Raw genomic sequence first — 25,747 nt, 5'->3', positions numbered from 1 at the left:
CTTTACGGCGATCGTCGGCTTGCGTGCGGGGTGGGCGGCGTCAGCCGCCCGGGTTCTCCATACGGTCGCGGACCACGGCTTCGGCCACCACGGCGGACTCCTCGTCGGTCAGCCGTCGCGAGCCGTCCGCGGTCGCGGTCATCACCACCGGAAAGATCCGGCGGGTGAGGTCGGGGCCACCGGTCGCGGTGTCGTCGTCGGCGGCGTCGTAGAGCGCCTCCATCGCCAGCCGGACCGCCTCGTCGACGGCAATTCCGGGGCGGTACCGCTTCTTCAGCGCCGACTTGGCGAACAGCGACCCGGAGCCGATGGCGTCGAAGCCCTTCTCCTCGTAGACGCCGCCGGCGATGTCGAAGCTGAAGATCCGGCCGGCGTGGCGGGCGTCCTCGGCCTCCACGTCGAAGCCCGCGAACAGCGGCACCACGGCCAGGCCCTGGAGCGCCGCGCCAAGGTTGTTGCGGATCATCGTGGCCAGCCGGTTGGCCTTGCCGTGCAGCGAGAGCATCGTGCCCTCGATCTTTTCGTAGTGCTCGAGCTCGACCTGGAACAGCCGCATCAGCTCGATGCCCACCCCCGCGGTGCCGGCGATGCCGACCAGCGAGTAGGCGTCGGCAGCGAAGACCTTCTCGATGTCGCGGCTGGCGATGAGGTTACCCATGGTGGCCCGGCGGTCGCCGGCCATGACCACACCGTCCGCACAGGTCAGCGCCACGATCGTGGTCGCGTGCGGCGAGACGTCGGCGGACGCCCCGGCGGGCAGCGGGCGCCGGCCCGGCAGCAGGTCCGGCGCGGCGAGGCTCAAGAACTCGGTGAACGACGAGGTTGCCGGCGTGGTGAAGACAACCGGTAGACGCCCGGATGGATCGAGACCCGCTGCCACGTGGTTCCTTTCAGGTAACTGATCGCCTTGCTTAACTGATCGCCTTGCTCAGGTTCTGGATGTCGTCCTTGAACTGACCGAGTCCACCGTTGCGGTTGAAGCAGAGGACGCCACGTACGTTACCGAATACATGATCGTGGTCAACATGCTCAGGGTCGGGCGTGCCACAGATCGCGCAGACGCCGCCCTGCTCGGCCAGGTGCGTCTCGAACTCCTTCTGGCCGAGGCCGTAAGCGACGTCTCAGGTGGCGCTCCCGGGTACTGCTGCCGTACGGCCGCTCCCTGGCCGCCCTGGTGCGCGTGTGGTGGCGCGGCTTACCGGAGGACGCGCAGCCGGTGCCGGCGGATCGGTTGCGCGGAACGTCCTCGATCGGCCTGACCTCCCCGTGCGGTCCGGACAGTAGCGGTGGCCCTCGGGCACTTGCCGGGCCACCGCTACCGACCTGCCGAACTTCTCACCGATCCGCTTCGCGTAACTCGCTCTGGACCGTACGTTGAAGCACGGCTTGCAGTAGCTGCCCTTGCCGTCGGGGCGTCGTAGGTTGCTACAGAATTCAGCCAGCGGCTTGCGCTCACCGCAATCCCGACAACGACGCAGTCCGTCCTTGTCATCCAACGGTCGAGGCACGTCCGTTTTTTACGGCTATGTCCTACTCCCCGCCCTTTTGCACATAACCACGGACAAACTCCTCTGCGTTCTCTTCGAGAACCGAGTCGATCTCGTCGAGCAGGTCGTCGACGTCCTCACTCAACTGTTCGTGCCGCTCAGCGACCTCGGCGCTGGCCTCTGGGGCCGGCGTCTCGTCGATTTCCTGGTCACGGCGGGAACGGCCGGACTGCGACTGTCCGCCGGGTTCACGAGTTGCCATCCTCAGGGCCCTCCTCTAGCGCGCTGCCGGTGCGTGCCTTCGTGTGCGTGCCAACAACGTACCGCGATCCTCCGACGTTACCCGGAAGTGATCGCCTCAAGCAGGTCCTTGGCGCTGGCGCAGCGGTCGAACAGGGTGCCCACGTGCTTCCTGGTCCCCCGCTCGGGCTCCATCATCGGCACCCGGACCAGCGACTCCCGGCCGATGTCGAAGATGACCGAGTCCCAGCTCGCCGCGACCACCTCGGAGGCGTACTGCGCCAGGCACCGGCCCCGGAAGTAGGCCCGGGTGTCCTCCGGCGGCTCGACCATCGCCCGGCGTACCTCGTCCTCACTGAACAGGGTCTTCATCGAGCCCCGGGCGACGAGCCGGTGGTAGAGCCCCTTCTCCGGCCGCACGTCGGAGTACTGCAGGTCGACCAGTTGCAGCTTGTGTGACGCCCACCCGAGCGACTCCCGTTCGCGGTAGCCCTCCAGCAGGCGCAGCTTCGCCACCCAGTCCAGCTCGTCGGCGCACAGCCCGGGGTCACGCCCGAGCCGGTCGAGGACGCTCTCCCACCGGTCGAGCACGTCGAACGTGATCTCCTCGGTGCCGTCCTCGCCCCGGCGTGCCTCGGCGAACGCCCGTGCCCGCTCATAGAACGCCCACTGGATGTCCAGTGCGGTCAGTCGGCGCCCGTCGCGCATCCGGATCAGGTGCTTGAGCGACGGGTCATGGCTGACCGCCTTCAGCTCACTGACCGGGTCGGCGATACCCAGGTCGCCGGGGAGCGCCTTCTCCTCGATCATCGCCAGCACCAGCGAGGTGGCGCCGACCTTGAGGTACGTGGAGATCTCGGAGAGGTTGGCGTCGCCGATGATGACGTGCAGCCGGCGGTACTTGTCGGCGTCGGAGTGCGGCTCATCGCGGGTGTTGATGATCGGCCGCTTGAGCGTGGTCTCCAGCCCCACCTCGACCTCGAAGAAGTCGGCGCGCTGCGAGATCTGAAACCCGGGCGTGGACCCGTCCTGGCCGATGCCGACCCGGCCGGCGCCGCACACGATCTGGCGGGTGACGAAGAACGGCGTCAGGTGGACCACGATGTCGGCGAACGGCGTCGACCGGCGCATCAGGTAGTTCTCGTGGGCGCCGTAACTGGCGCCCTTGTTGTCGGTGTTGTTCTTGTAAAGGTGGATCGGGTGGGTGCCCGGGATGGTCGCCGCCCGGCGGGCGGCCTCGGCCATCACCCGCTCCCCCGCCTTGTCCCACAGCACCACGTCACGCGGGTTGGTCACCTCGGGCGTGGAGTACTCCGGGTGGGCATGGTCGACGTACAGCCGGGCACCGTTGGTCAGTATCACGTTGGCCAGGCCGAGGTCCTCGTCGGCAAGGGCCTCGGCCGGGTCGTAGAGGGCGCCGGAGTAGCTGAAGCCGCGGGCGTCCCGAAGCGGCGACTCCTCCTCGTAGTCCCACCGGGCGCGCCCGCCCCTGGTCAGTTCGGGCCGCGCGCCGTACGCGTTGACGACCTGCGACGACGTCACCATCGGGTTGGCGCCGGGTTGCCCCGGCACGGACACGCCGTATTCGACCTCGGTGCCCATCACCCGTCGGACGCTCATGCCGCCACCTCGCTCCACTCGGCAGCGCGTGGGGAGCCGTGCGCGCCACGGCCGCCGATCCGCCCACTGCGCACGACTCGCTCGCTATGCCCCATTCGCCCGCCGCACGCGATTTGCGCACTGCGCCCGCCGATTCGCCCGCTCATCCCGCTCCCTCGCCTCGCCCGTACCGGCTACCCCGGCCCGGCCGTCGCCCCGCCCATCCCACGAGCCTACGGCGCCGCGGCGGGAAGCGGTGACCTGACGTGCCCCACGCCACCGGTGCCGCCACACCGTCACCGCGGGTACCGGCCGGTTACCCTGCCGATCCCGGTGACGGCAACGGGGCGCCCGCGACAGCGGACGCCCCGAAACGCCAGGGACCTACAGGTACTGACCGGTGTTGGTAGCGGTCTCTATCGACCGACCCGACTCGGCGCCCTTGCCGCCGGAGACGAGCGTGCGGATGTACACGATCCGCTCGCCCTTCTTGCCGGAGATCCGGGCCCAGTCGTCCGGGTTGGTCGTGTTGGGCAGATCCTCGTTCTCGCGGAACTCATCGACGCAGGCGTCGAGGAGATGCTGCAGGCGCAGCCCCTTCTGGCCGGTGGACAGGAAGTCCTTGATGGCCATCTTCTTGCCGCGGTCGACGATGTTCTGGATCATCGCGCCGGAGTTGAAGTCCTTGAAGTACAGAACCTCCTTGTCACCGTTGGCGTAGGTGACCTCCAGGAAGCGGTTCTCCTCGGTCTCGGCGTACATCCGCATCACGGTCGCGTCGATCATGGCCGCCACCGTCGCCTCGTGCGACCGGCCGTGCTCGGCCAGGTCGTCAGCGTGCAACGGCAGGCCGGACAGGATGTACTTACTGAAGATGTCCTTGGCCGCCTCGGCGTCCGGACGCTCGATCTTGATCTTGACGTCGAGCCGGCCCGGCCGCAGGATCGCCGGGTCGATCATGTCCTCCCGGTTGGAGGCGCCGATGACGATGACGTTCTCCAGGCCCTCGACACCGTCGATCTCGCTGAGCAACTGCGGAACGATAGTGTTCTCCACGTCCGAGGAGACACCGGAGCCACGGGTGCGGAACACCGAGTCCATCTCGTCGAAGAACACGATGACCGGGGTACCCTCGCCGGCCTTCTCCCGAGCCCGCTGGAAGATCAGCCGGATGTGCCGCTCGGTCTCACCGACGTACTTGTTGAGCAGCTCAGGGCCCTTGATGTTGAGGAAGTAGCTGGCTCGCTTCTCCTCACCACGCTTCTCGGCGATCTGCTTGGCCAGGGAATTCGCCACCGCCTTGGCGATGAGCGTCTTGCCACAGCCGGGCGGGCCGTAGAGCAGGACGCCCTTCGGCGGGCGCAGCTGGTGCTCCCGGAACAGGTCGGCGTGCAGGAACGGCAGCTCCACCGCGTCGCGGATCTGCTCGATCTGACGGGACAACCCCCCGATGTCGGAGTAGTCGACGTCGGGGACCTCCTCCAAGACCAGTTCCTCGACCTCGCTCTTGGGGATCCGCTCGTACGCGTACCCCGACCGAGGCTCGATCATGAGCGAGTCTCCGGCCCGCAGCGGCGTGTCGAGCAGCGTGTCGGCCAGGAGCACGATGCGCTCCTCGTCGGCATGGGAGATCACCAGGGCACGGTCGCCCCCGTCGAGGACCTCCTTGAGCATGACGACGTCGCCGCTGCGCTCGAAGCCGAACGCGTCGACGACGTTGAGCGCGTCGTTGAGCAAGACCTCCTGGCCACGCCGCAACTCCTCGACGTTGATCGTCGGGGACACCGCGACGCGCAGCTTCCGACCGCCGGTGAAGACGTCCAGAGTGCCGTCGTCATGCTTGGTGAGGAAGACGCCGTACCCGCTCGGCGGCTGCGCCAGGCGGTCGACCTCCTCCTTGAGCGTAATGATCTGCGCGCGCGCTTCCTTGAGCGTGGCGACCAGGCGCTCGTTGTTCTCCGTGATCCGGGCAATCTGAGCCTGAGCCGCCGCCAGCCGCTCTTCAAGCTGGCGGACGTGTCGCGGACTCTCGGTCAGTTTGCGCCGCAGCAGGGCGATCTCTTCCTGCAGGAACGCGACCTGGTTGGAGAGATCGTGGGCATCCTTCTCCCACCGTGCGGCGCGCGTCTCCGCGTCGTCGCTGCGTGCCACGTCCCACCTCCCCGGGGCTTTGAACGTCGTGCTCTAACACTAACTGCTGATCGCCCAATCAGCCCCGTACCAAACGCCACGGCGTGATGTGTTACCAATCCGGTCGAGGCGCTGCGCGCCCTCGATGTCTCATCGGGTAGCGTCGGCACGGAGGCATGCCTGGGAGGGACATTATGACTGTCGATACCGATGAGCTGCAGGTCTGGGTGGACCAGAAGCTGTGCACCGGCGACGGACTGTGTGTCCAGTACGCCCCGGAGGTCTTCGAGTTCGACGTCGACGGCCTGGCGTACGTCAAGGACGACTCGGGCGAGTTGCAGGTCGCCGAGGGCAGCCGCGTCGATGTGCCGGCCCACCTGCGCCTCGAGGTCATCGACGCGGCCAAGGAGTGCCCGGGCGAGTGCATCCACGTGCACCGGACCTCCGACGACGCCCCGGTGGCCGGACCGAACGCCGAGGACTGACCGCGCCCCGGCCCCCGTGCGGGGCCGGGAACACCTGTCGACGGCAGCCAGGAGCAGCCGCCGGACCGGCGGCCGGGGGGAGAACACCGGCAACCGCGCGCAGAGACCCGCGTAATCCGGTCACCCCGACGCACCGGTGAACTCAGATCATCGGGCGGCCGACCAGCGACGCGACCAGTCGAGCGAACTCCTCCAACCGGCCGATCTGCCCCGCGCCGCCGTCGTCGAGGGTCTTGCCGAACCGCAGCGCGTCGTGGCGCGGCGCGCCGGGGGTCGACTCCTCGCCCGACAACGCACCCCCGCCCTCGTCCAGCGACGTGAGCAGCAGGTACACATCGATGCTGTCGACCCGCACCGCCCCGGTCGGGGTCCGGGTGAGGCGCCGCCGGCAGCCCACCTCGGTGACCGCCGACAGCGCGACCACCCGTACCGAGGAGGTCATCGAGCCGGGCGGGCCGTCACCGGGCGGCACGTCCTCACCGTGCCAGAGCACCAGCCGGGTGCCGTCGCAGACGACGACCTCCTGCCACACGCCGTTGACCTCGTTGACGAACCGCTCCAGGGTGAAACCCAGCACGCTGGAGCCCCGCAGCACACCCGCCAGCGAGTCCAGGGCGATCTCGGGGTCGCGCAGGTAGGCGCGGGCCGCCGAGTCCAGGTCCTGGTAAGGCGACCAGTCCGGGAAGACCGCGGGGATCTCGCTGCCGAAGCTGGGCCGGGTCATGTCACCTCCAGGTCGTCCTTACCGCGGAAGCCACCGGCGGCGGATCCCTGCGCACCGGCGGGGCCGTGGGTACCGGCTGGCCCGTCGCCACCGCCGGCGGTGCCGTCGGTGGCGGCCATCGCGGCCGCGGCCGCTCGGCGCAGCGCGTACGCCTCGGCGCCCTTGCTCGGCTTGCGCCGCCGGGGCGGGGCGACCACGCCCGGCGCCAGGCGCCGACTGCTCACCAGGAACGCGGTGTGGGCGATCATACGATGGTCCGGCCGGACGGCCAGTCCCTCGGCATGCCAGTCCCGCACGAGACTCTCCCAGGCTCGCGGCTCGGTGAACCCACCCCGTTCGCGCAGCGCCTCGACCAGTTCGGACAGCTGAGGCGTGGTCGCCACGTACCCGATCAGGACGCCGCCCGGCAGGAGAGCGCGCTCAACCATGTCGAGCACCTCCCACGGGGTGAGCATGTCAAGGATTATCCGGTCCAACTCCGTCTCGTCACAGCTCGCCACGTCACCGACGCGAAGAGTCCAGTTGGAGGGCACGGTACCGAAGAACGCCTCCACATTGCGACGAGCGATCTCAGCGAACTCGGGGCGCAGCTCGTAGGAGACCACCTCGCCGGTCGGGCCGACCGCCCGGAGCAGCGAACAGGTCAGCGCACCCGAACCGGCGCCGGCCTCGAGCACCCTGGCACCGGGGAACACGTCCCCCATCGCCACGATCTGTGCGGCGTCCTTGGGGTAGATCACCTGGGCGCCGCGCGGCATGGACAGGACGTAGTCGGCGAGCAATGGGCGCAGCGCGAGGTACGCGGTGCCGCCACCGGAGGTCACGACGCTACCGTCCGGGCGTCCGATCAGGTCGTCGTGCTCGACACCGCCACGGTGGGTGTGGAACGTTTTACCCGGCTCGAGAACGATCGTGTGCATACGCCCCTTCGGGTCGGTGAGCTGCACCCGGTCCCCCGGTTGGAACGGCCCCCGCCGGACGGACGGCACGCCACCATCGGCGGCGTTCGGGCCCGCGCCGCCGGGCGTGTTCGCAGTGGTGGGGTAGGGAACGGTCACCGTGCGGTCTCCTCCGAGCTGAACGATTTCGCGGCAGGGGCGCCGCGCTGGACTCCACCACATCCTCACCCGAGGCTACGGGGCAACCGTCGGGAGGGTCGGCGGATCGCCACCCGGCGAGGGTGGGCTGACGGTTCAGCCGGCCCCGGGACCGGTACGTCGGCCGGCCCCGAGACCGGCGCGTCGGCCGGCGCCGCGATCCGTGCGCCGCGCCAGCGCCGCGATCCGTGCGCCGCGCCAGCGCCGCGATCCGTGCGCCGCGCCAGCGCCCGCGCCACGATCGGCGCAATGTCGCGAACATTGCGGCATCGGAGCCGCCGGAAGCAGCAATATCTGCGTCATTGCGGTGATCTGCGCGCCGCCTCCGCCCCGAGACGTGAACCCGGGAGTGTGGCCGACATCGTGGCCCGGCCGGAGCGGTTTCGTCGGGGGGCTGGCCTAGCCTGTCCCCCATGACGGTCGAAATGGTGCGAGACCCGGCGGAGCCCACAGAAGAGCCCACCGCGGAGAAGCCCACGGAGAAGTCCACGGCAGGGAAGCCCACGGAGAAGCCCACGGCAGGGAAGCCCACGGAGGAGTCCACGGCAGGGAAGCCCACGGCGGACCAACAGCCTCGGCTGCCATCCCTGTCGCCGTCCCGGGCCGCCGACTTCAAGACCTGCCCCCTACTGTTCCGCTTCCGCACCATCGACCGGCTTCCCGAGCAGCCCACCGCCGACCAGGTCCGCGGCACGTTGGTGCACGCCGTCCTGGAGCGGCTTTTCGACCTGCCCGCGGCCGAGCGCACGCCCGAACGGGCCGCGGAGCTGGTGGCGCCGCAGTGGGAGCGGCTGCTGGCCGAGCAGGCCGAGCTGGCCGGACTGTTCGCACCACCCCCCGCGGTGTCGGCACCGTCGGCCCCGGAAGGCCGGTCCACCACGGTTCTGACGCCGGAAGCCTTCCTCGCCTCGGCGACCGAACTGCTCGCCGGGTACTTCGCGATGGAGGACCCGCGCCGCCTGGAGCCCGCCCAGCGCGAGACGCTGATCGAGTCGACGATCGACGGCCGGCTGCTCATCCGCGGCTACGTCGACCGGCTCGACATCTCCCCCGCCGGTGACCTGCGCGTGGTCGACTACAAGACCGGCGGCGCGCCACGCGAGGCGTTCGAGGCACGCGCGCTGTTCCAGCTCAAGTTCTACGCGCTGGTGCTCTGGCGCATCCACGGCGTCGTGCCGAGGGTGCTGCGCCTGCTCTACCTGCGCGACACCGAGGTCTGCGACTACAGCCCGGACGCCGACGAGCTGCTGCGATTCGAGCGCAACCTGCTGGCGCTCTGGCAGGCGATCGAGCGGGCGACCGCGACCGGCGACTTCCGCCCCAAGCCGAGCCGGCTCTGCGGCTGGTGCGCCCACCAGGCACACTGCCCGGAGTTCGGCGGCAGCCCGCCGCCCTATCCATCGACGACGGTCGCCCCCGGCGCGCCCGGACCCACCGGGGAAGAGACACCGGGCGCGGCGTGACCGCCCGCGGACGGTCCCGGGCAGCCCTTGCCGGGCACACCCGTGAGGATCCCCGCCGGGCACACCCGTGAGGATCCCCGCCGGGCGCAATTCGCCGGGTCTCCGCCGGGTGTCTCCTCCCCAGGGAGGAGACACCCTCCACTACGGCGACGACCCCGCCCGACCGCCGGCCGGCTACCGTCTCAAGCCATGACCGTCTGGCAGGAGCCGCGCAGCTACCTGCGCACCCACCCGGTACTCGCCGACGGGCTGCTGGCCCTGCTGCTGTACAGCGGCGTTGCGATGCTGTGGATATGCCGTCCGGGCGGATCGTGGCCGTCGCCGATGGCGGTCGGGCTACTGTGGACCGCGCTCGCGATGGCCACGATCGCGCTGCGGCGGCGCGCCACCATGCTGGCCGTCGCGCTGCTCACGACGCACACGCTGGTGTCACTCCTGGTTCCCCGGTTGTTGCAGGTCGAGGCGGTGACCGTCGTGGTGTTGACCTACACGGCCGCCGCGTGGCTGTCGCTGCGGCGGGCGGTGCTCGTCGCGGTCCTGCTGTGGGCGCCCCCGCTGGTCGCCGGGCTGACCGTGCTGGACACCCGGCTGCCGCCGATGCAACTGGAGCCCCTGTACTTCGTCGTGTTCCTGCTGATGACCGTGCTGCTGTGCGTCACCGCCGGCCGGACGGTACACCATCGCCGCGCCTACGTCGCCGCGCTCGTCGACCGGGCTCGCGACGCCGAGCACAACCAGCAGGCCCTCACCGCGCAGGCGGTCGCCGACGAGCGGCGGCGCATCGCCCGCGAACTGCACGACATGGTCGCCCATCACGTCGCCGTGATGGGGGTGCTGGCGACCGGATCACGCCGTGCCCTGCACCGCGACCCGGCCGCCGCCGACGAGGCGCTGGCCACGATCGAGGAGACCGGCCGGACGGCGCTGCGGGAGATGCGACGCCTGCTGGACGTGCTGCGCACCGACCAGGAACCGGCCGGCGAACTGGCGCCGCCGCCGGGCCTGGCGCACCTGGCCGGCCTGGTGGAACAGGTACGGGAGGCGGGCCTGCCGGTCACCCTGCGCGTTGACGGCGACGCCGGTGCGCTCGACCCGGCCGTGGCGCTCACGGTGTACCGGATCGTGCAGGAGGCGCTGACCAACGCGCTCAAGCACGCCGGTTCGGCCACCGCCGAGGTACGACTCGACATCGGCATGTACTGGCTGACCCTGGAGGTCTGCGACACCGGGCGGGGCCCGCGGCCGGGCGGCGGGCCGGTCGGCCACGGCCTGCTGGGCATGCGCGAACGGGTCACCCTCTACGGCGGCACCATCCGGACCGGCCCCCGGCCCGGCGGCGGGTTCCGGGTGTCGGCGAGAATCCCCGTCGAGGCGTTGGACGGGGGAAGCCAGTGAGCGAATCGAGGCCGGTGCGGGTACTGCTCGCCGACGACCAGCCGCTGCTGCGTACCGGGTTCCGCATGGTGCTCGGCGGCGAGCCGGGCCTCGACGTGGTCGGCGAGGCCGGGGACGGCGCCGAGGCCGTGGACCTGGCCCGCCGCCTGCTGCCCGACGTGGTGCTCATGGACATCCGGATGCCCCGGATGGACGGCGTGGCGGCGACGCGGTCGATCGTGGCGGCGCGGCTGCCGGTACGGGTGCTGATCCTGACCACGTTCGACCTGGACGAGTACGTCGTCGGCGCGCTGCGCGCGGGCGCCAGCGGCTTCCTGGCCAAGGACGTTCCGGCCGAGGACCTGGTCACCGCGATCCGTACGGTCGCCGCCGGCGAGGCCGTCGTCGCGCCACGCATCCTCAAGCGACTGCTGGACCGGTTCGCCGAGACGCTGCCCGACCCGGACGCCGCCCCGCCGCCGGACCTCAAGACGCTCACCGAGCGCGAACGGGAGGTCCTGGTGCAGGTCGCCCGGGGACTGTCCAACGCTGAGATCGCGCGGGCACTGCAGGTCAGCGAGACGACCGTGAAGACGCACGTGGGGCACGTGCTGACCAAGCTTGGCCTGCGCGACCGGGTACAGGCGGTCGTGCTCGCGTACGAGAGCGGGCTGGTGCGTCCGCGCGGCTGACCGCCCGAGGGACGGCGCGTTGCGGACCGCCCAACGAACGGGCGCGCGGCGGACCCGCACCGAACGGCTGACCGCACCCGCCGGACGTACTGCTGATCCGCGCCGAACGGCCGACCACCGCCAGGGGGAGGTTCCCTCCCCCGCGAGAAGTACGTGACGAGCATCCCCGCGGACGACTCGCGGGTCGCGCACACCACCTACCGTCGGGTGTGGAATGAAACGGGGATCTCTCGAAGGGACGAAACGTGACCGCGACGCTCTCGACGGCGGCGGACGCCGCCGCTCGTGCGGTGGATGTGTGGAAGGTGTACGGCAGCGGCGAGGCCCAGGTCATCGCGCTGCACGGGGTGAGCGTGGAACTGGAACGGGGCCGCTTCACCGCCATCATGGGGCCGTCGGGCTCGGGCAAGTCGACCCTGATGCACTGCCTGGCCGGGCTGGACTCGGTCACCCGGGGAGAGGTCTTCGTCGGTGACACGCGCGTGACGGGGCTGGGTGACCGGGCCCTCACGGACCTGCGCCGCGACCAGGTCGGGTTCATCTTCCAGCAGTTCAACCTGCTGCCCACGCTCACGGCCGAGGAGAACATCCTGCTGCCGCTGTCGATCGCCGGCCGCAAACCCGACCGCCAGTGGTTCGACACCGTCATCGACACCGTCGGCCTCCGCGACCGCCTCCGCCACCGCCCCACCCAACTGTCCGGCGGACAACAACAACGCGTCGCCTGCGCCCGCGCCCTCGTCAGCCGACCGGAAGTCATCTTCGCCGACGAACCCACCGGCAACCTCGACTCCCGCTCCGGCGCCGAGGTCCTGAGCTTCCTACGCAACTCCGTCCGCGAATTCGGCCAGACCATCGTCATGGTCACCCACGACGCGAACGCCGCCTCCTACGCCGACCGCGTCATCTTCCTCGCCGACGGCCGGATCGTCGACGAGCTCCGCGACCCGAACGCCGAGGCCGTCCTCGACCGGCTCAAGCGCCTCGACGTGGCCGCCGCCGACCTGCTCGACGGGGCCGTGTGATGCTGCGCGCGACTCTCAAGAGCCTGCTGTCCCGCAAGCTGCGACTGCTGCTGTCGGGCCTCGCGGTCGTCCTGGCGGTGATGTTCGTGTCGGGGGCGTTCGTCCTGTCGGACACCCTGGGACGCACCTTCGACTCGCTGTTCACCAGCGTGTACGACTACACCGACATCCAGGTCAGCGCCAAGCCGAAGGTGAACGGCGGCGCCGACGACGCTCCCGCGACAGCGGCCACCATCGAGGCTGGCGTGGTGAAGAAGGTGGCGGCGGTCCCCGGCGTGGCGAAGGCGACCGGTTCGGTCGCGGCCGAGGGCGCCCGGGCCGTCGGGCACAACGGCAAGGTCGTGGGCGGCGCCGGCGGTGGCGCTCCCCGCTTCGGCACCAACTGGACCGGCGAGGACGACCTGGTCTCGCTGCGCGAAGGCCGCGGCCCGCGGTCCGACGACGAGATCGTCATCAACGCCGGCCTGGCCAAGGCCGGCAACTTCACCATCGGCGAGCAGATCGGAGTCCTCACCCTCGAGCCGAAGAAGATGTTCACGGTGGTGGGCATCATCGGATACCAGGGTGGCCGGGACTCCGTCGGCGGCGAGCAGATGATCGCGTTCACCGAGCCGGTGGCCCAGCGGCTCATGCTCGGCGCAACCGGCGTCTACAACGTCATCGACGTCAAGGTCACCGACAAGCGGGATCTGACGAAGGTACGCGACGCCCTGCGCACCGAGCTGGGCACGGCGTACCAGGTCGACACGGGTAAGGATCTGGCCAAGAAGCAGTCCGACCAGATCAAGAAGGGGCTGTCGTTCGTCACGTACATCCTGCTCGGCTTCGCGGCCGTGGCCCTGCTGGTCGGGGTGTTCCTGATCCTCAACACCTTCTCGATCATCGTCGCGCAGCGCACCCAGGAGCTGGCGCTGCTGCGCGCGATGGGCGCCAGCCGGGGCCAGATGATCGGGTCGGTGCTGCTGGAGGCCTCGGTGATCGGTGTCGTGTCGTGGCTGATCGGCCTCGGCCTGGGCGTCGGGATCGGCTCCGGCGGAGCGTTCGCGCTGGCCAGGCTCACCGGCGACCTGCAGGTCGCCGGGATCGGGGTACCGCCGGCGGCGTGGATCGTGTCGTTCGTCGTCGGGGTCGGGGTGACCATCACCGCCGCCCTGCTGCCGGCCTTCCAGGCCTCGCGGGTGCCTCCGGTCGCCGCGATGCGCCAGGCCAACACCGCCGACCGGCCGCTGACCCGGTTGACCGTCGCCGGTGGTGCCCTGCTGACCGCCGGCGGCGGCGCGCTCGCGTTCGGCCTGTCGGGCAAGGCGCACGGCAACACCATCTGGTGGGTGGTCGGCGGCGTCTTCACCACGTTCATCGCGGTCGCGCTGCTGACCCCGCTACTGGGCCGGCCGATCGTGTCGCTGCTGGGACGGCTGTTCGCCTGGTCGGTACCGGGGCAGCTGGGGCGGCGCAACTCCGCGCGCAACCCGCGCCGTACCGCGATCACCGCAGCGGCGATGATGATCAGCATCGCGCTGGTCACCGGCATCAGCACGATCTTCACGTCGGTCAGCGACAGCGTCAGCAAGGTCATCGACAAGCAGCTCGCTGCCGACCTGGTCATCTCCGGCCAGCAGACGTCGGCGATCCCGCCGGCGATCGACCCGGCGGCGCTGCGGCAGGTACGTGCGCTGTCCAGCGTGGACTCGGTCGCCGGCGAGACGTACGACATGGCGACGGTCGGCGGCACGCAGCGGTACCTCGGAGCCTTCGACGACCAGGCGGCCGCGGTCCGGATCCTCAAGCTCACCGCGAAGGAGGGCCGGATCGACACGCTGGGCGCCGGTGACCTCATCGTCGACGACAACACGGCGAAGAACCGCAAGTGGAAGGTCGGCGACCCGGTCCCGGTCCAACTACCCCGCGGCGAGGCTCGCCAGTTCCGCCTGGCCGGCATCTACACCGCCACCGGGGTGGGCAGTGGCAGTTTCCTGATCTCCTGGCAGGACGCGATGGCCGGGTTCCGTGCCCCCACGGCCGTCGAGGCGTTCGTCAAGCTGCGGCCCGGTGCCGACGCGACGGCCGTCAAGGGCGAGGTCGACCGGATCCTCGCCGACAGCCCGGAGGTCAGCGCGGCGACCCGCGACGAGTGGCTGGGCAACCAGATGCAGATCTTCGACATCGTGCTGACCATCGTGCAGGTACTGCTGTTCGTGGCCATGCTCATCGCGGTCCTCGGCATCATCAACACGCTGGTGCTGTCGGTCCTCGAACGCACCCGCGAACTCGGCATGCTGCGGGCCATCGGGCTGCGCCGCGCCCAGACGATGCGGATGATCACCGTCGAGTCGGTCGTCATCTCCCTGTTCGGCGCGCTGCTCGGCATCGCCGTCGGCGCCGGGCTCGGGGCGGCCGTGGTCCACGCCCTCAAGGACAAGGGGATCACCGAGCTGTCGCTGCCGTGGGGCCTGATGATCGGCTATGTCGTGGCCGGCGCGTTCGTCGGCGTGGTCGCGGCGATCATCCCGGCGATCCGGGCGGCCCGGCTCAACGTGCTGAACGCGATCGCGTACGAGTAGGCCGGTGACCCGACGAGGGCGCCCCTTCCACCGCGCGGTGGAAGGGGCGCCCTCGTCTGTACCGGGCACCTCCACCGCGCCACGTACGCCACGGCAGCCGCCCTCCGCCACGGGCGTCCCGGCCCGCCCGACCGGGGGCGGCACCCCGGTGGGATGAAACGGCCCTCTCCGGGCTCCCCTGAGCGACGGAACGCCTGGTGGGACGCGGATCGGCGGTGCCGGCGGCCACCGTGGCCGGCGGCGTATCCGGGATTTTCCCTGAGGGGCGGTGCGGGCGGACCCCGAGCCGGAAACCGGTGGCGGCCTCCACCGAGAGAGCGACGAAACCGCACGTCAGCGCCGCGACGATGAGTGTGGAACCGCGATGACCGAAGGAGGACCGGTGACACTCACGATGGGTGGAGCACTCAGGACGGACGGGGCGCGTACCGGCGACGCGGCGGCACGCGCCGTCGACGTGTGGAAGGTGTACGGCAGCGGCGAGGCCGAGGTGGCGGCGCTGCGCGGGGTGAGCGTGGAGCTGGAACGGGGCCGCTTCACCGCCATCATGGGGCCGTCGGGCTCGGGCAAGTCGACCCTGATGCACTGCCTGGCCGGGCTGGACTCGGTCACCCGCGGCGAGGTGTACGTGGGCGACACACCGATCACCGGCCTGAGCGACCGTGGTCTGACCCGGCTGCGCCGCGACCAGGTCGGGTTCATCTTCCAGCAGTTCAACCTGCTGCCCACGCTCACGGCCGAGGAGAACATCCTGCTGCCACTGTCGATCGCCGGCCGCAAACCCGACCGCCAGTGGTTCGACACCGTCATCGACACCGTCGGCCTCCGCGACCGCCTCCGCCACCGCCCCACCCAACTGTCCGGCGGACAACAACAACGCGTCGCCTGCGCCCGCGCCCTCGTCAGCCGACCGGAAGTCATCTTCGCCGACGAACCCACCGGCAACCTCGACTCCCGCTCCGGCGCCGAGGTCCTGAGCTTCCTACGCAACTCCGTCCGCGAATTCGGCCAGACCATCGTCATGGTCACCCACGACGCGAACGCCGCCTCCTACGCCGACCGCGTCATCTTCCTCGCCGACGGCCAGATCGTCACCGGACTGACGGCACCCACCGCGGACGCCGTTCTCGACACGATGAAGCGCCTCGACTCGCTGGCGGCGGTGGCCTGACCATGCTCCGCGCCACGCTCAAGAGCGTCCTGTCCCGCAAGCTGCGGCTGGTCCTGTCCGGTCTCGCGGTGGTCCTCGGGGTGATGTTCGTGTCGGGGGCGTTCGTGCTCACCGATACGCTGGGACGCTCGTTCGACAGCCTGTTCGCCAGCGTCTTCGCCGGCACCGACGTACAGGTGAGGGCGAAGCCGGCGGTGGCCGGCGTCGACAGCGGTGAACGGCCCACCAACCTGCCCGCCGACCTCGTCGCGAAGGTACGGTCGGCGCCCGGCGTGGCGTCGGCGACCGGGGTGGCGGCCGCCGATGGCGCCCGCGTCATCGGCAGGAACGGCAAGGTCGTCACGTCGTTCGGACCACCCCGGCTGGGCGCCAACTGGACCGGTACCTCCGAGCTGGTCCAGCTGCGCGAGGGGCGCGGCCCGCAGGCCGCCGACGAGATCGCCGTCAACGCCGCGCTCGCGAAGGCCGCCGGTATCACGGTGGGCGACCGCGTCGGTGTGCTCACCCTGCAGCCGAAGAAGACCTTCACCCTCGTCGGCATCTTCGGCTACAGCGGCGACCGGGACTCGATCGGCGGGGCGATGGAGGTCGACTTCACCGAGCCGGTCGCGCAGGAGCTGATGCTCGGCGCGCCGGGTACGTACTCGAGCATCGACGTCACCGCCGCGTCCGGGCAGAGCCCGGAGAAGGTGCGCGACGCGGTCCGCGCGGCGGTCGGCGACGGTTACGTCGTCAAGACCGGCAAGCAACTGCAGGACGAGACGGTCGGCGACTTCCGCCAGGGCCTCAGCTTCTTCAACAACATCCTGCTCGGCTTCGCCGGGGTGGCGCTGTTCGTCGGCGTGTTCCTGATCCTCAACACCTTCTCGATCATCGTCGCGCAGCGCACCAGGGAACTGGCTCTGATGCGCGCGGTGGGCGCCAGCCGCCGCCAGATGATCGGCGCGGTCCTGGTCGAGGCGACCATCATCGGCCTCGTCGCGTCCGTGGTCGGACTGGCCGCCGGGATCGGCGTCGGCGCCGGACTGGCCTGGCTGTTCGGCCACCTCGGCGGCGCCGACCTGCCGCTGGCGAGCATCGGCGTACCGGCGGCGGCCGTCATCGGCGCGTTCGCGGTGGGCCTGCTCGTCACCCTCGTCGCGGCGTTGCTGCCGGCGCTGCGCGCCTCCCGGATCCCGCCGGTGGCCGCGCTGCAGGAGGTCGCCACCCCGGACCGGCCGCTGACAAAGATCACCGTCGCCGGCAGCCTGGTGGCCGCGGTCGGGGCCGCGATCCTCGGGTACGGGCTGTCGGGCCGGGCGCACGGCAGCACCCTGGCACTGATCCTCAGCGGCGTCCTGGTCTGTTTCATCGGTGTCGCGCTGCTGACGCCGGTGCTGGCCCGCCCGGTGGTATCACTGCTGGGCCTGCTGTTCTCGTGGTCGGTGCCGGGCAAGCTGGGCCGGCTCAACTCCGGACGCAACCCCCGGCGTACCGCGATCACCGCCGCCGCGCTCATGGTCGGCCTGGCCCTGATCACCGGGGTGAACGTGGTCCTGGCCTCGGCGAAGACCACGATGCACAAGCAGGGCGACACGCTGGTCAAGGCCGACCTGATCGTGTCGGGCGACCAGATGGCCGAGATGCCGCCGACGTTCGACGCCGCGGTCCTGGACCAGATCAGGCGGATGTCCGGGGTACGCGCCGTCGCCGGCGAGTACTACGACCGGGCGATGGTCAACGGCAAGGGCTGGGGGGTCAGCGTCGTGACCGACCTGCCCGCGCTGGCCGACATGTTCCCGCTGCGGGCCACGGAGGGCACCATTGCCACGCTCGGCCCCGACCAGCTCGTGCTGGACGAGGCGCGCGCGAAGACGCTGAACCTGCACGCCGGTTCGACCGTCACGGTGCAGCTGTCGCGCGGGGCTCCGCACACCATGACGGTCGCGGCCGTACTGGCCAGGAACGACGTGTTCAACAGCATCATGCTGTCCCCGTCGGTCATACCCGACCTGCGGGTACCGCAGCCGTCGTGGGCGTACGTGCGGGTGGCGCCGGGTACCGGCGTGGCGGCCGTCCGCGACCGGATCGACACACTGCTCGCCGACAGCCCCGAGGTCAACGTCACCGACCGCAGCGGGTACATCGACCAGCAGGCCAGGCAGCTCGACGGCCTCCTGATGATGATCCAGATCCTGCTCGCGCTGGCCGTACTGATCGCCGTGCTCGGCATCGTCAACACGCTCGCGCTGTCGGTGCTGGAACGGACCCGCGAACTGGGGCTGCTGCGGGCGATCGGGCTGCGCCGGGTGCAGATGATGCGCATGGTGACCGTCGAGTCGGTGGTGATCTCCGTGTTCGGCGCGCTGCTGGGCCTCGCGGTCGGCAGCGGTCTCGGTGCGGCGGCGGTACGGGCGCTGCGTGACGAGGGCTTCACCGAGCTGTCGCTGCCGTGGTCGCGGATGGCGGTGTACCTGGTCCTCGCCGGACTGGTCGGCGTCGTCGCCGCGGTGCTGCCGGCGATCCGGGCGGCACGGATCAACGTCCTGGGGGCGATCGCCCACGAGTAACGAAAGGTCGCCCACGGGGCACCGGCGCTACCCGCCGGGGTGACGGGGGGACGGCGGCGCGCGGACGGGGCATCCGCGCGCCGCCGTCGTGTCCCGTCAGGCGACCGGGTCTCCGGTGACGAGCTTCCGCAACGCCGCCACGTCGAGCTGTTCGAGGCTGGCGACCTCGACGACGTCGCCGGTGACGACCACGGCCACCTCGCATGGCACGGCCACCACGCGGCAGCCGGCCGCCTGCGCGCTCGTGAGGCCCGTCGGCGAGTCCTCGATCGCCACGCAGCGCCACGGGTCGGCGCCGAGCTTCGCGGCGGCCGTCAGGTACGGCTCGGGGTGGGGCTTGCCGTGGGTGACCTCGTCGCCGCAGACCACAACGTCGAAGTTGTGCGCGCCGATGGTGCCCAGCGCCGCCTCGACCAGTCGCCGCCGGGTCGCCGTGACCAGCGCCGTGGGTACCCCCGCTGCCCGTACGGCGGCGAGCAGTTCCCGGGCGCCCGGCCGCCAGATCAGGCCCGCGGTGAACAGCGCGTGGACCCGCTCCTCCAGCCAGGTGACGCTCGCCTCCGGGTCGCGCCACGGCTGGGCGATGTCGGTGTGCAGGATGTCCATCGACTCCGCCATGCTGGTGCCGACCATCCGGGCCCGGGCCGGGGCGGAGAGCTCTCCCCCGTACTGCCGGGCCAGCTCGCGCAGGCCGACGTCCCACACCTTCTCGCTGTCGACAAGGGTGCCGTCCATGTCGAACAGCACCGCGTCCAATTGCGCCACACTCACCCCACCATCTCGACTGCGTGCTCAAACCTACGGCTGTGAGCGTGGTCATAGCCGCCCGGCGTCGGTGGTCGCGCCGCCGGCCGCCGTGCCCGGGACCGCCCGGTCGCTGCGTCGAGCACAGCGGCGGGGACAACCGCTGCCCCGGTGACTGACGGACGCCGGTCAGGCCGGCGCCGGGCGGGTGTGGTCGGTCGCCAGCTTGACGGCCAGCGCGCCGAGCACCGTACCCATGAGGTAGCGCTGCGCGCGCAGCCACAGTGGGCGACCGGCCAGGAACCCGGCGATGGTGCCGGCGGCCAGGACGATCAGCAGGTTCACGGTCAGCGCGACCGCGATCTGCACCGCGCCCAGCACGAACCCCTGGACCAGGACGTGGCCGGCCTCGGGGCGCACGAACTGCGGGATCAGCGACAGGTACATGACCGCGATCTTCGGGTTGAGCAGGTTGGTCATCAGGCCCATCGTGAACAGCCGGCGTGCCGGGTCGGGCTCGAGCCGGGCCGGCGCGAACACCGAGGTGCCACCGGGCCGCAACGCCTGGAAGGCCAGCCAGGCCAGGTAGCCGGCGCCGGCGAACTTGACCGCCAGGTACAGCCCGGGAACGGCGACGAAGATCGCCGACAGTCCGAGGTTCGTCGCGGCCAGGTAGGCCAGGAAGCCGACCGCCACCCCGGCCAGGGAGATCGCCCCGGCCCGCCGGCCCTGGGTGATGCTCCGCGACACCAGGTACATCATGTTCGGGCCGGGGGTCAGCACCATCGCGAGCGCGACCGCGAAGACGCCGAGGACAGCCGAGGAGGTCACCACGATCGGATCGTCGCACGGCGCGCCGCTGCCGCGGCGGTCCAATCAGGAGGCCGTGGCCCGGGGGCTCATCCTCCGCAGAGGGTGACGATCGCGTCCTCCCACTCGTCGAGCGCCCGCATCACCACACCGGCCGGCCCGGTCGGCAGCCAGTGCACGGCCCGCCGCACCCCGGCCCGTTCCATCCGGTCTAGTACTCCCGGGTCGGCGGGTACGGCCAGCATCTGCACCTCGATCGGCCGGTCCGCGCGGCGGCGCAGCTCCGCCACCCGGTCGAAGACCACCGGGTCGCCGCCGTAGTTGGGAAACCACGGCACCCACCCGTCGCCGAAGGCGAGTACCCGGTCGAGCACGGTCGGCCCGTCGCCGCCGACGAGGACCGGCGGGTGCGGCCGCTGGGCGGGCTTGGGGTACGACCAGATCCGCTCGACGTTGACGTACTCGCCGGAGTAGCTGGCCTCTTCCTGCGTCCAGATCGCCTTCATCGCCTCGACCCGTTCGCGCATGATCGCCATCCGCTTGCGCGGGTCGGTGCCGTGGTTGCGCATCTCCTCGCGGTTCCAGCCGGCGCCCACACCGAACTCGAAGCGCCCGCCGGACAGGTGGTCGATGCTGGCGACCTCCTTGGCGCAGGTGATCGGGTCGCGCTCGATGACCAGGCAGATGCCGCTGCCCACGCGCAGCTTCGTGGTCGCCGCCGCGGCGGCGGTCAGCGCCACGAACAGGTCGTAGCAGTGCCAGTACTTCCGCGGCAGTTCACCGCCCGGGAACGGGGTCTGGCGGCTGGCCGGGATGTGCGTGTGCTCGGAGAAGAACAGCGCGTCCTGGCCGCGCTGTTCGACCAGCCGCGCGAGCGGGCCAGGGCCGATGCCGTCGTGGGTCGGGAAGTAGCCGACGCCGAACTCCATGCCGGCACTACCCGTGCCGGGTTCGGCGGGCCAGCCACCACCAGGCGCTGGCGACCAGCGGCCACCAATCCCGATGTGCGCGCATCACACCTCCCGCGCCGGGCCATTCCCGCCAAGGGCGAGGCGAAACGTTCGGTGCGGTGACGTCCGGCCGGTACCGGCGCCGGTCAGGCGACCACGCGGCCGCGGAGGATGATCCGGCTCGGACGGGACAGGACCGACGGATCGAGGGTCGGGTCGGTGTCGTAGGCGACCAGGTCGGCCGGGGCACCGTCGACCAGGCCGGGCAGGCCGAACCAGGCGCGTGCCGACCACGACGCGGCCGCCAGCGCGGCGTCCGGCGGCAACCCGGCACGGATCAACCACGTCACCTCGTCGGCGACGGCGCCGCACGGGAAACTGTCGGTGCCGGCCAGCACGGTGACGCCGGCTTCATGGGCCGCGCGGGTGTTGCGCAGCATGCCGTCCCATCCGGTCAGGAACCAGTCCCGCCGGGCGCCGGGTTCGCGTCCGCGCACGCGGTCCACGCTGGCGCCGAAGGCGGTCAGCGTGGGGACGAACGCGGTGCCCTGCGCCGCCATCCGGTCGAGCAGGTCGGGGTCGAGGTGCATGCCGTGCTCCAGGCTGTCCGCGCCCGCTTCGACGGCGTTCCGGCTGCCCTCGGCCGTCTGGCAGTGCACGGCGACCCGACCCCCGGCGGCGTGCACCGCGTGCACGACCGCGGTCAGCACCGGCAGCGGCAACGCCGGCTGGTCATGGTTCCAGTCACCGATCACCTTGCACCAGCCCGAGGACGCCGTGGCCTCCTCCACGGCGGCCGTCACCAGCTCGTCCTCGGTGACATCCCGGCCGAAGCCGGGGAAGAACCGCCCGGGAGTCGCCAACCACCGGCCGCCCGAGCGGACCCGGGGCAGGTCGGGATCCTCGTCGACCCAGTCGGGTATCCGCGCGGCCGACCCTGGTGTGCGCACCAGCAGGACCCCCGCGTCGCGATGGTCGGTGAGGTGGCGGCGCAGCAGCGCTTCGTCGAACCGGTCCCCCGGCTCCTCGGCGCCCGGATGGGTGTGCGCGTCGACCAGACCGGGCAACAGCCAACCGCCGTCGACGACCGGGTCGGCGTCGGGCACCGGATCGGCCCGTAACACTCCGCCGTCGATCCAGAAGGACCGCTCCTCACGCTCGGGCAACACGATTCCCCGTACCCGCAACACCATCGGTATCCGTCCCGTCCGCTCGCGTCCGTGGCGGTACCGATCACATCACCTCCGCGACGCCGGCGGCACCCCTCATCCGTGGTGGACGCGGCGCGGGACGGTGGCCGTCCGGGTCGGCGGGTGCGTACCCCGGGCGGGCTCGCCCGGCGACGCACCCGGCGGTACCTTGCGGGGATGGAGCAACGAATCAGCCTGATCACGCTCGGAGTCGCCGACGTCACGCGGTCCCGGACGTTCTACGAGCGGCTCGGCTGGCGGGGCCAGGAGGTCGAAGAGACGGTGTTCTTCCAGGCCGGTGGGCTCGCGCTCGTCCTGTGGGGCAGGGACAAGCTCTCCGCCGACGCGGGTATCGCCGCCTTCGAAACCGGCGGTTTCGGCGCGATCGCCCTGGCGCACAACGTCCGCTCGCGGACCGAGGTCGACGAGGTGATGCGCGTCGCGGCGGAAGCCGGTGCCGTGATCACCCGGCCGGCGGCGGAGACGTCCTACGGCGGTTACGCGGGCTGGTTCACCGATCCGGACGGCCACGTCTGGGAGATCGCGCACAATCCCGGCTTCCCGCTCGACCGGGACGGCGCGATCACCGTTCCCGACTTCGGCGCGCGATAGGGCGACCGTCGGCGAGATGCCCGGGGTCGGCTGGTACGTCAGCTAGCCTCCCGGGTCGATATGGACAGTCGCACGGTGAAGCCGGACCGGGTCCGCACCATCTCGATCCGGTCGCACAGTTGCCGGGCCAGCCACAGTCCGGTGCCGGTGCCGATGGGGTTATCGGCGGCCGGGCGTGCGTAGCCGGCGAGCGGGTCGTCGAAGCCCTGGCCGGTGTCGGTGACCATGCACACCAGCCTCCCCGGTGGGACCCAGAACCGTACCCGTACCGGTGCTCTGCCGTGCACCAGGCCGTTGACGACGAGCTCATGGACCGCGGCCACGACGTTCTCACCGATTCGCCGGGCCACCCCGTAGGTGTCGAGCGCGACGCGCAACTGGTGACGCAGATCGGGTACCTGGTGGAGATCGGTCACCGCGGCGAACTCCACGGCGGGGCCGGTCCACTCCACCGGGTCAGGTCCGGGCGCGGACCGGCGCAGGGACGTCGCGGGGTCGACGTACCGTTCGTTGGGGACGCGGCCGGCGGGTGTGAGCACGAACGGGTGGGCGGTGATCAGGTCCTCGATCACGGGCGCGGGCAGGGTCCGGGCGTCGAGGGCGCAGGTGGTCGTCACCCGGCACGCGGCCAGCGCGACGTTGACGATCGCCTCGTACCGTTCGCACTCCGCCCAGGCGTCAGGGCCCGTGCCGAAGTTCGGCTCGCCCACCACGCGCACCCGTCGGGCGCCGGCGTCGATCCGCTGGTTGATCAGGCGGCGGTAGGTCTCGGCGGTCACCGCCGCCCGGGTGTAGATGCCGGCGGACCGGACACGGTCAACGCGCGGATCCCGTCCGAGAGCGCCGGCCAGCAGCGCGTTGTACTCGTCGCGGCAGGCCAGGATCGCCGCGTCGCCGGCGGTCAGCCCCGCGCGCAGGAACGGCACGGCCGCGGTGAGCAGGTCATCCGGTGACTCCCAGAGCAGCATCTGGTGGACGTGGTTGGTGACGGTCAGGGCGGGCACGGCGTACTCCCGGCCAGGGCGGCTCCCCACCCGTCCGCCACGTCCAGCACTGACTTACCCGCCGCGTGGCACGTCTCGGCGTAAATGACCTTGTCACCGCGGCTGAGCCCCTGGCATGTCCATGCCGCCAGGCTCGCCAGCCGCGTGGCCTCCGAGGCGTACGGCAGCGTATGCCCGTCCCGTTCCGGGCCTGGGGACCTGGACTCAACACTCCCCATGACGTGAACGCTACTCTGCGCGACGGGATGGCCGGCGCGGCTACCGCCCCCTCCCCGCGCGCGGATTCCCACTGGTCGTCGGGCAGGACCCGGTCGGAAGCTCACCGAACCGGGCGTACCGCAGGAACGCGAGTTCCCGGGCGGCGAACCGGACTCTCGGCTCATGGTCTTCGGCCATCGGGACCTCCTCGGCCGGTTCCCACCGTCGGACGGCCGGGCGACCACCCGCGATTGGCATCTTCCGGCACGGCTATATCGAAGAACGTCACTTCCTGAGTAGCGTGTGGGCGGGGTCACCGCCCCTCCCATGACGTCCAGGAGGTCACCCATGCCCCTACGAAGACTGTCGGCCGCGGCGCTCGGTACCCTCGTGGTCGCGGCGGTCCAGCTCGCCGGCGCGGCACCGGCGCACGCCGCACCCCGGGTGCTGTACTACGACGCCAGCCGCGCGGCGGAGTTCGTCTCCGTCGTCAACCAGGGCGCACAGATCTGGAACAGCCGGGTCAGCAACGTCCGCCTGCAACCGGTATCGGCCGGCCAGCGGGCCACCATCACCGTGTACGCCGACGACGGCTGGCCGCGCACGTACACCTCGTCGCTCGGTAACGGCTACTGGTACATGGGCCGTCAGGCGGTCAACCAGGGCTACTACCAGCCACGCATCGCCGCGCACGAGTTCGGGCACATCCTCGGCCTGCCCGACCGGCGCACCGGCCTGTGCAGCGACCTGATGTCCGGCAGCAGCGCACCCGTGTCGTGCACCAACGCCTACCCGAGCAGCCGGGAAACCGCCGAGGTCAACAGCAACTTCGCGACCCTGCAGACGACCGGGCCCCGCGCGTACGAGTGGACCCCCGCGTACGCCGGCACCGCACCGGACGCCGAGGCTACCGCGGACCCCGACGTCACACCGTTGGTCGTCAACGGCCGGCCGGCGTCGGAGAACTACCCGTTCCTCGTGTACGTGTCCGGCTGCACCGGCTCGCTGATCACGGCGAACTGGGCGGTCACCGCCAAGCACTGCGCGACGCCGGCGTCGGTACGGGTGGGCAGCGTGAACCGCACCAGCGGCGGGACCGTGGTCTCGGTAACCGGCTCGGTCAACCATCCGAGCATCGACGTCAAGCTGCTGCGCCTGGGCAGCTCGGTGAGCTACGCACCGGCGCCGATCCCGACCACCTCCGGCGCGGTCGGTACCGCCACCCGGATCATCGGCTGGGGTCAGACCTGCCCGACCCAGGGCTGCGGCTCGGCGCCGGTCACCGCCAACGAGCTCGACACGTCGATCGTCGCCGACAGCCGCTGCTCGGGAATCAACGGCCCGTACGAGATCTGCACCAACAACACCAACGGCAACGCCGGCGCCTGCTACGGCGACTCCGGCGGTCCGCAGGTGCGGATGGTCAACGGCAGGTGGAACCTCATCGGTGCGACCAGCCGGTCCGGCAACGGCAGCGCGGTCTGCGCCACCGGCCCGTCCATCTACGAGGACCTGCCGTCGATCCGCACGTGGATCAACACCCAGGTGGGCGGCCTGCCCAGCTGAGCGAACGGCCCGGGCGGCGGGGTGGCCCTGGGCCACCCCGCCGCCCGGGTGCGACGGCCGCGCACGCGGCAGCCGC

At 71.1% G+C, this 25,747-nt stretch carries 23 protein-coding genes; 10 read left to right on the top strand and 13 right to left on the bottom strand.

Going from position 1 to position 25,747, the window contains the following annotated elements:
• Window positions 1-40 precede the first annotated feature (40 nt).
• The 5 genes from prcB to arc form a co-directional block, all read right to left on the bottom strand.
• Window positions 41-880: a proteasome subunit beta gene (prcB, locus tag ACNTMW_RS25835; RefSeq protein ID WP_426636399.1), complete on the bottom strand. Its 840-nt coding sequence runs from the start codon at window positions 878-880 to the stop codon at window positions 41-43.
• A 31-nt stretch (window positions 881-911) separates the two neighbouring features.
• On the bottom strand, window positions 912-1,079 hold the full coding sequence (locus ACNTMW_RS25830) for an endonuclease domain-containing protein (protein ID WP_426636458.1): 168 nt from the start codon (window positions 1,077-1,079) through the stop codon (window positions 912-914).
• Between the two features lie 451 nt (window positions 1,080-1,530).
• Complete coding sequence (locus ACNTMW_RS25825) at window positions 1,531-1,749, bottom strand: ubiquitin-like protein Pup (protein WP_426636398.1); 219 nt, start codon at window positions 1,747-1,749, stop codon at window positions 1,531-1,533.
• 77 nt (window positions 1,750-1,826) lie between these two features.
• Window positions 1,827-3,347, bottom strand: a complete 1,521-nt coding sequence (dop, locus tag ACNTMW_RS25820; RefSeq protein WP_426636397.1) for a depupylase/deamidase Dop — start codon at window positions 3,345-3,347, stop codon at window positions 1,827-1,829.
• Between the two features lie 363 nt (window positions 3,348-3,710).
• The gene (gene arc, locus ACNTMW_RS25815; protein ID WP_426636396.1) at window positions 3,711-5,477 is read right to left on the bottom strand and encodes a proteasome ATPase; all 1,767 of its coding nucleotides are present in this window, start codon (window positions 5,475-5,477) and stop codon (window positions 3,711-3,713) included.
• 170 nt (window positions 5,478-5,647) lie between these two features.
• Between arc and ACNTMW_RS25810 the strand changes: the two genes are divergently transcribed.
• Complete coding sequence (locus ACNTMW_RS25810; protein ID WP_426636457.1) at window positions 5,648-5,941, top strand: ferredoxin; 294 nt, start codon at window positions 5,648-5,650, stop codon at window positions 5,939-5,941.
• Window positions 5,942-6,083: 142 nt separating this feature from the next.
• Here the strand turns inward: ACNTMW_RS25810 and ACNTMW_RS25805 are convergent, their stop codons facing one another.
• Complete coding sequence (locus ACNTMW_RS25805; RefSeq protein WP_426636395.1) at window positions 6,084-6,665, bottom strand: hypothetical protein; 582 nt, start codon at window positions 6,663-6,665, stop codon at window positions 6,084-6,086.
• Window positions 6,662-7,723, bottom strand: a complete 1,062-nt coding sequence (locus ACNTMW_RS25800; RefSeq protein ID WP_426636394.1) for a tRNA (adenine-N1)-methyltransferase — start codon at window positions 7,721-7,723, stop codon at window positions 6,662-6,664. The genes ACNTMW_RS25805 and ACNTMW_RS25800 overlap by 4 nt, the downstream gene beginning before the upstream one ends.
• 452 nt (window positions 7,724-8,175) lie before the next feature.
• Here ACNTMW_RS25800 and ACNTMW_RS25795 point away from each other — a divergent pair, with 452 nt between their 5' ends.
• The 7 genes from ACNTMW_RS25795 to ACNTMW_RS25765 all read left to right on the top strand — a co-directional run bounded on the left by ACNTMW_RS25795 (window position 8,176) and on the right by ACNTMW_RS25765 (window position 18,597).
• Window positions 8,176-9,225, top strand: a complete 1,050-nt coding sequence (locus ACNTMW_RS25795) for a RecB family exonuclease (protein WP_426636393.1) — start codon at window positions 8,176-8,178, stop codon at window positions 9,223-9,225.
• Between the two features lie 189 nt (window positions 9,226-9,414).
• The gene (locus ACNTMW_RS25790; RefSeq protein ID WP_426636392.1) at window positions 9,415-10,620 is read left to right on the top strand and encodes a sensor histidine kinase; all 1,206 of its coding nucleotides are present in this window, start codon (window positions 9,415-9,417) and stop codon (window positions 10,618-10,620) included.
• A complete protein-coding gene (locus ACNTMW_RS25785; protein ID WP_426636391.1) occupies window positions 10,617-11,291 on the top strand; it encodes a response regulator in 675 nt (224 codons plus the stop codon). Before ACNTMW_RS25790 ends, ACNTMW_RS25785 begins: the two co-directional genes overlap by 4 nt.
• A gap of 245 nt (window positions 11,292-11,536) precedes the next feature.
• Complete coding sequence (locus ACNTMW_RS25780) at window positions 11,537-12,316, top strand: ABC transporter ATP-binding protein (RefSeq protein ID WP_426636390.1); 780 nt, start codon at window positions 11,537-11,539, stop codon at window positions 12,314-12,316.
• The gene (locus ACNTMW_RS25775) at window positions 12,316-14,877 is read left to right on the top strand and encodes an ABC transporter permease (RefSeq protein ID WP_426636389.1); all 2,562 of its coding nucleotides are present in this window, start codon (window positions 12,316-12,318) and stop codon (window positions 14,875-14,877) included. The genes ACNTMW_RS25780 and ACNTMW_RS25775 overlap by 1 nt, the downstream gene beginning before the upstream one ends.
• A gap of 394 nt (window positions 14,878-15,271) precedes the next feature.
• Window positions 15,272-16,048, top strand: a complete 777-nt coding sequence (locus tag ACNTMW_RS25770) for an ABC transporter ATP-binding protein (RefSeq protein WP_426636456.1) — start codon at window positions 15,272-15,274, stop codon at window positions 16,046-16,048.
• A 2-nt stretch (window positions 16,049-16,050) separates the two neighbouring features.
• Window positions 16,051-18,597, top strand: a complete 2,547-nt coding sequence (locus tag ACNTMW_RS25765) for an ABC transporter permease (protein ID WP_426636388.1) — start codon at window positions 16,051-16,053, stop codon at window positions 18,595-18,597.
• 96 nt (window positions 18,598-18,693) lie between these two features.
• Here ACNTMW_RS25765 and ACNTMW_RS25760 read toward each other — a convergent pair whose 3' ends face one another.
• From ACNTMW_RS25760 to ACNTMW_RS25745, 4 genes are all read right to left on the bottom strand, one after another.
• The gene (locus ACNTMW_RS25760) at window positions 18,694-19,344 is read right to left on the bottom strand and encodes an HAD family hydrolase (RefSeq protein ID WP_426636455.1); all 651 of its coding nucleotides are present in this window, start codon (window positions 19,342-19,344) and stop codon (window positions 18,694-18,696) included.
• 186 nt (window positions 19,345-19,530) lie between these two features.
• A complete protein-coding gene (locus ACNTMW_RS25755; protein ID WP_426636387.1) occupies window positions 19,531-20,175 on the bottom strand; it encodes a LysE family translocator in 645 nt (214 codons plus the stop codon).
• Between the two features lie 65 nt (window positions 20,176-20,240).
• A complete protein-coding gene (locus ACNTMW_RS25750) occupies window positions 20,241-21,080 on the bottom strand; it encodes an LLM class F420-dependent oxidoreductase (RefSeq protein WP_426636386.1) in 840 nt (279 codons plus the stop codon).
• A gap of 167 nt (window positions 21,081-21,247) precedes the next feature.
• Complete coding sequence (locus ACNTMW_RS25745) at window positions 21,248-22,270, bottom strand: amidohydrolase family protein (protein ID WP_426636454.1); 1,023 nt, start codon at window positions 22,268-22,270, stop codon at window positions 21,248-21,250.
• A gap of 198 nt (window positions 22,271-22,468) precedes the next feature.
• Here ACNTMW_RS25745 and ACNTMW_RS25740 point away from each other — a divergent pair, with 198 nt between their 5' ends.
• Entirely contained in the window at window positions 22,469-22,903 is a 435-nt protein-coding gene (locus ACNTMW_RS25740) for a VOC family protein (protein ID WP_426636385.1), read from the top strand.
• Between the two features lie 38 nt (window positions 22,904-22,941).
• Here the strand turns inward: ACNTMW_RS25740 and ACNTMW_RS25735 are convergent, their stop codons facing one another.
• Both ACNTMW_RS25735 and ACNTMW_RS25730 read right to left on the bottom strand, forming a co-directional pair.
• Window positions 22,942-23,907 (bottom strand): anti-sigma factor RsbA family regulatory protein, encoded by a 966-nt coding sequence (locus ACNTMW_RS25735; protein WP_426636384.1) that lies wholly within the window; start codon window positions 23,905-23,907, stop codon window positions 22,942-22,944.
• Between the two features lie 258 nt (window positions 23,908-24,165).
• Window positions 24,166-24,303 (bottom strand): hypothetical protein, encoded by a 138-nt coding sequence (locus ACNTMW_RS25730; protein ID WP_426636383.1) that lies wholly within the window; start codon window positions 24,301-24,303, stop codon window positions 24,166-24,168.
• Between the two features lie 129 nt (window positions 24,304-24,432).
• Here ACNTMW_RS25730 and ACNTMW_RS25725 point away from each other — a divergent pair, with 129 nt between their 5' ends.
• A complete protein-coding gene (locus tag ACNTMW_RS25725; protein WP_426636382.1) occupies window positions 24,433-25,671 on the top strand; it encodes a snapalysin family zinc-dependent metalloprotease in 1,239 nt (412 codons plus the stop codon).
• Window positions 25,672-25,747: the final 76 nt, after the last annotated feature.

It is taken from the genome of Planosporangium spinosum (assembly GCF_049999945.1).
In the GTDB taxonomy this organism is placed as follows: domain Bacteria; phylum Actinomycetota; class Actinomycetes; order Mycobacteriales; family Micromonosporaceae; genus Planosporangium; species Planosporangium spinosum.
This window is presented reverse-complemented; position numbering and strand designations above follow the sequence as displayed.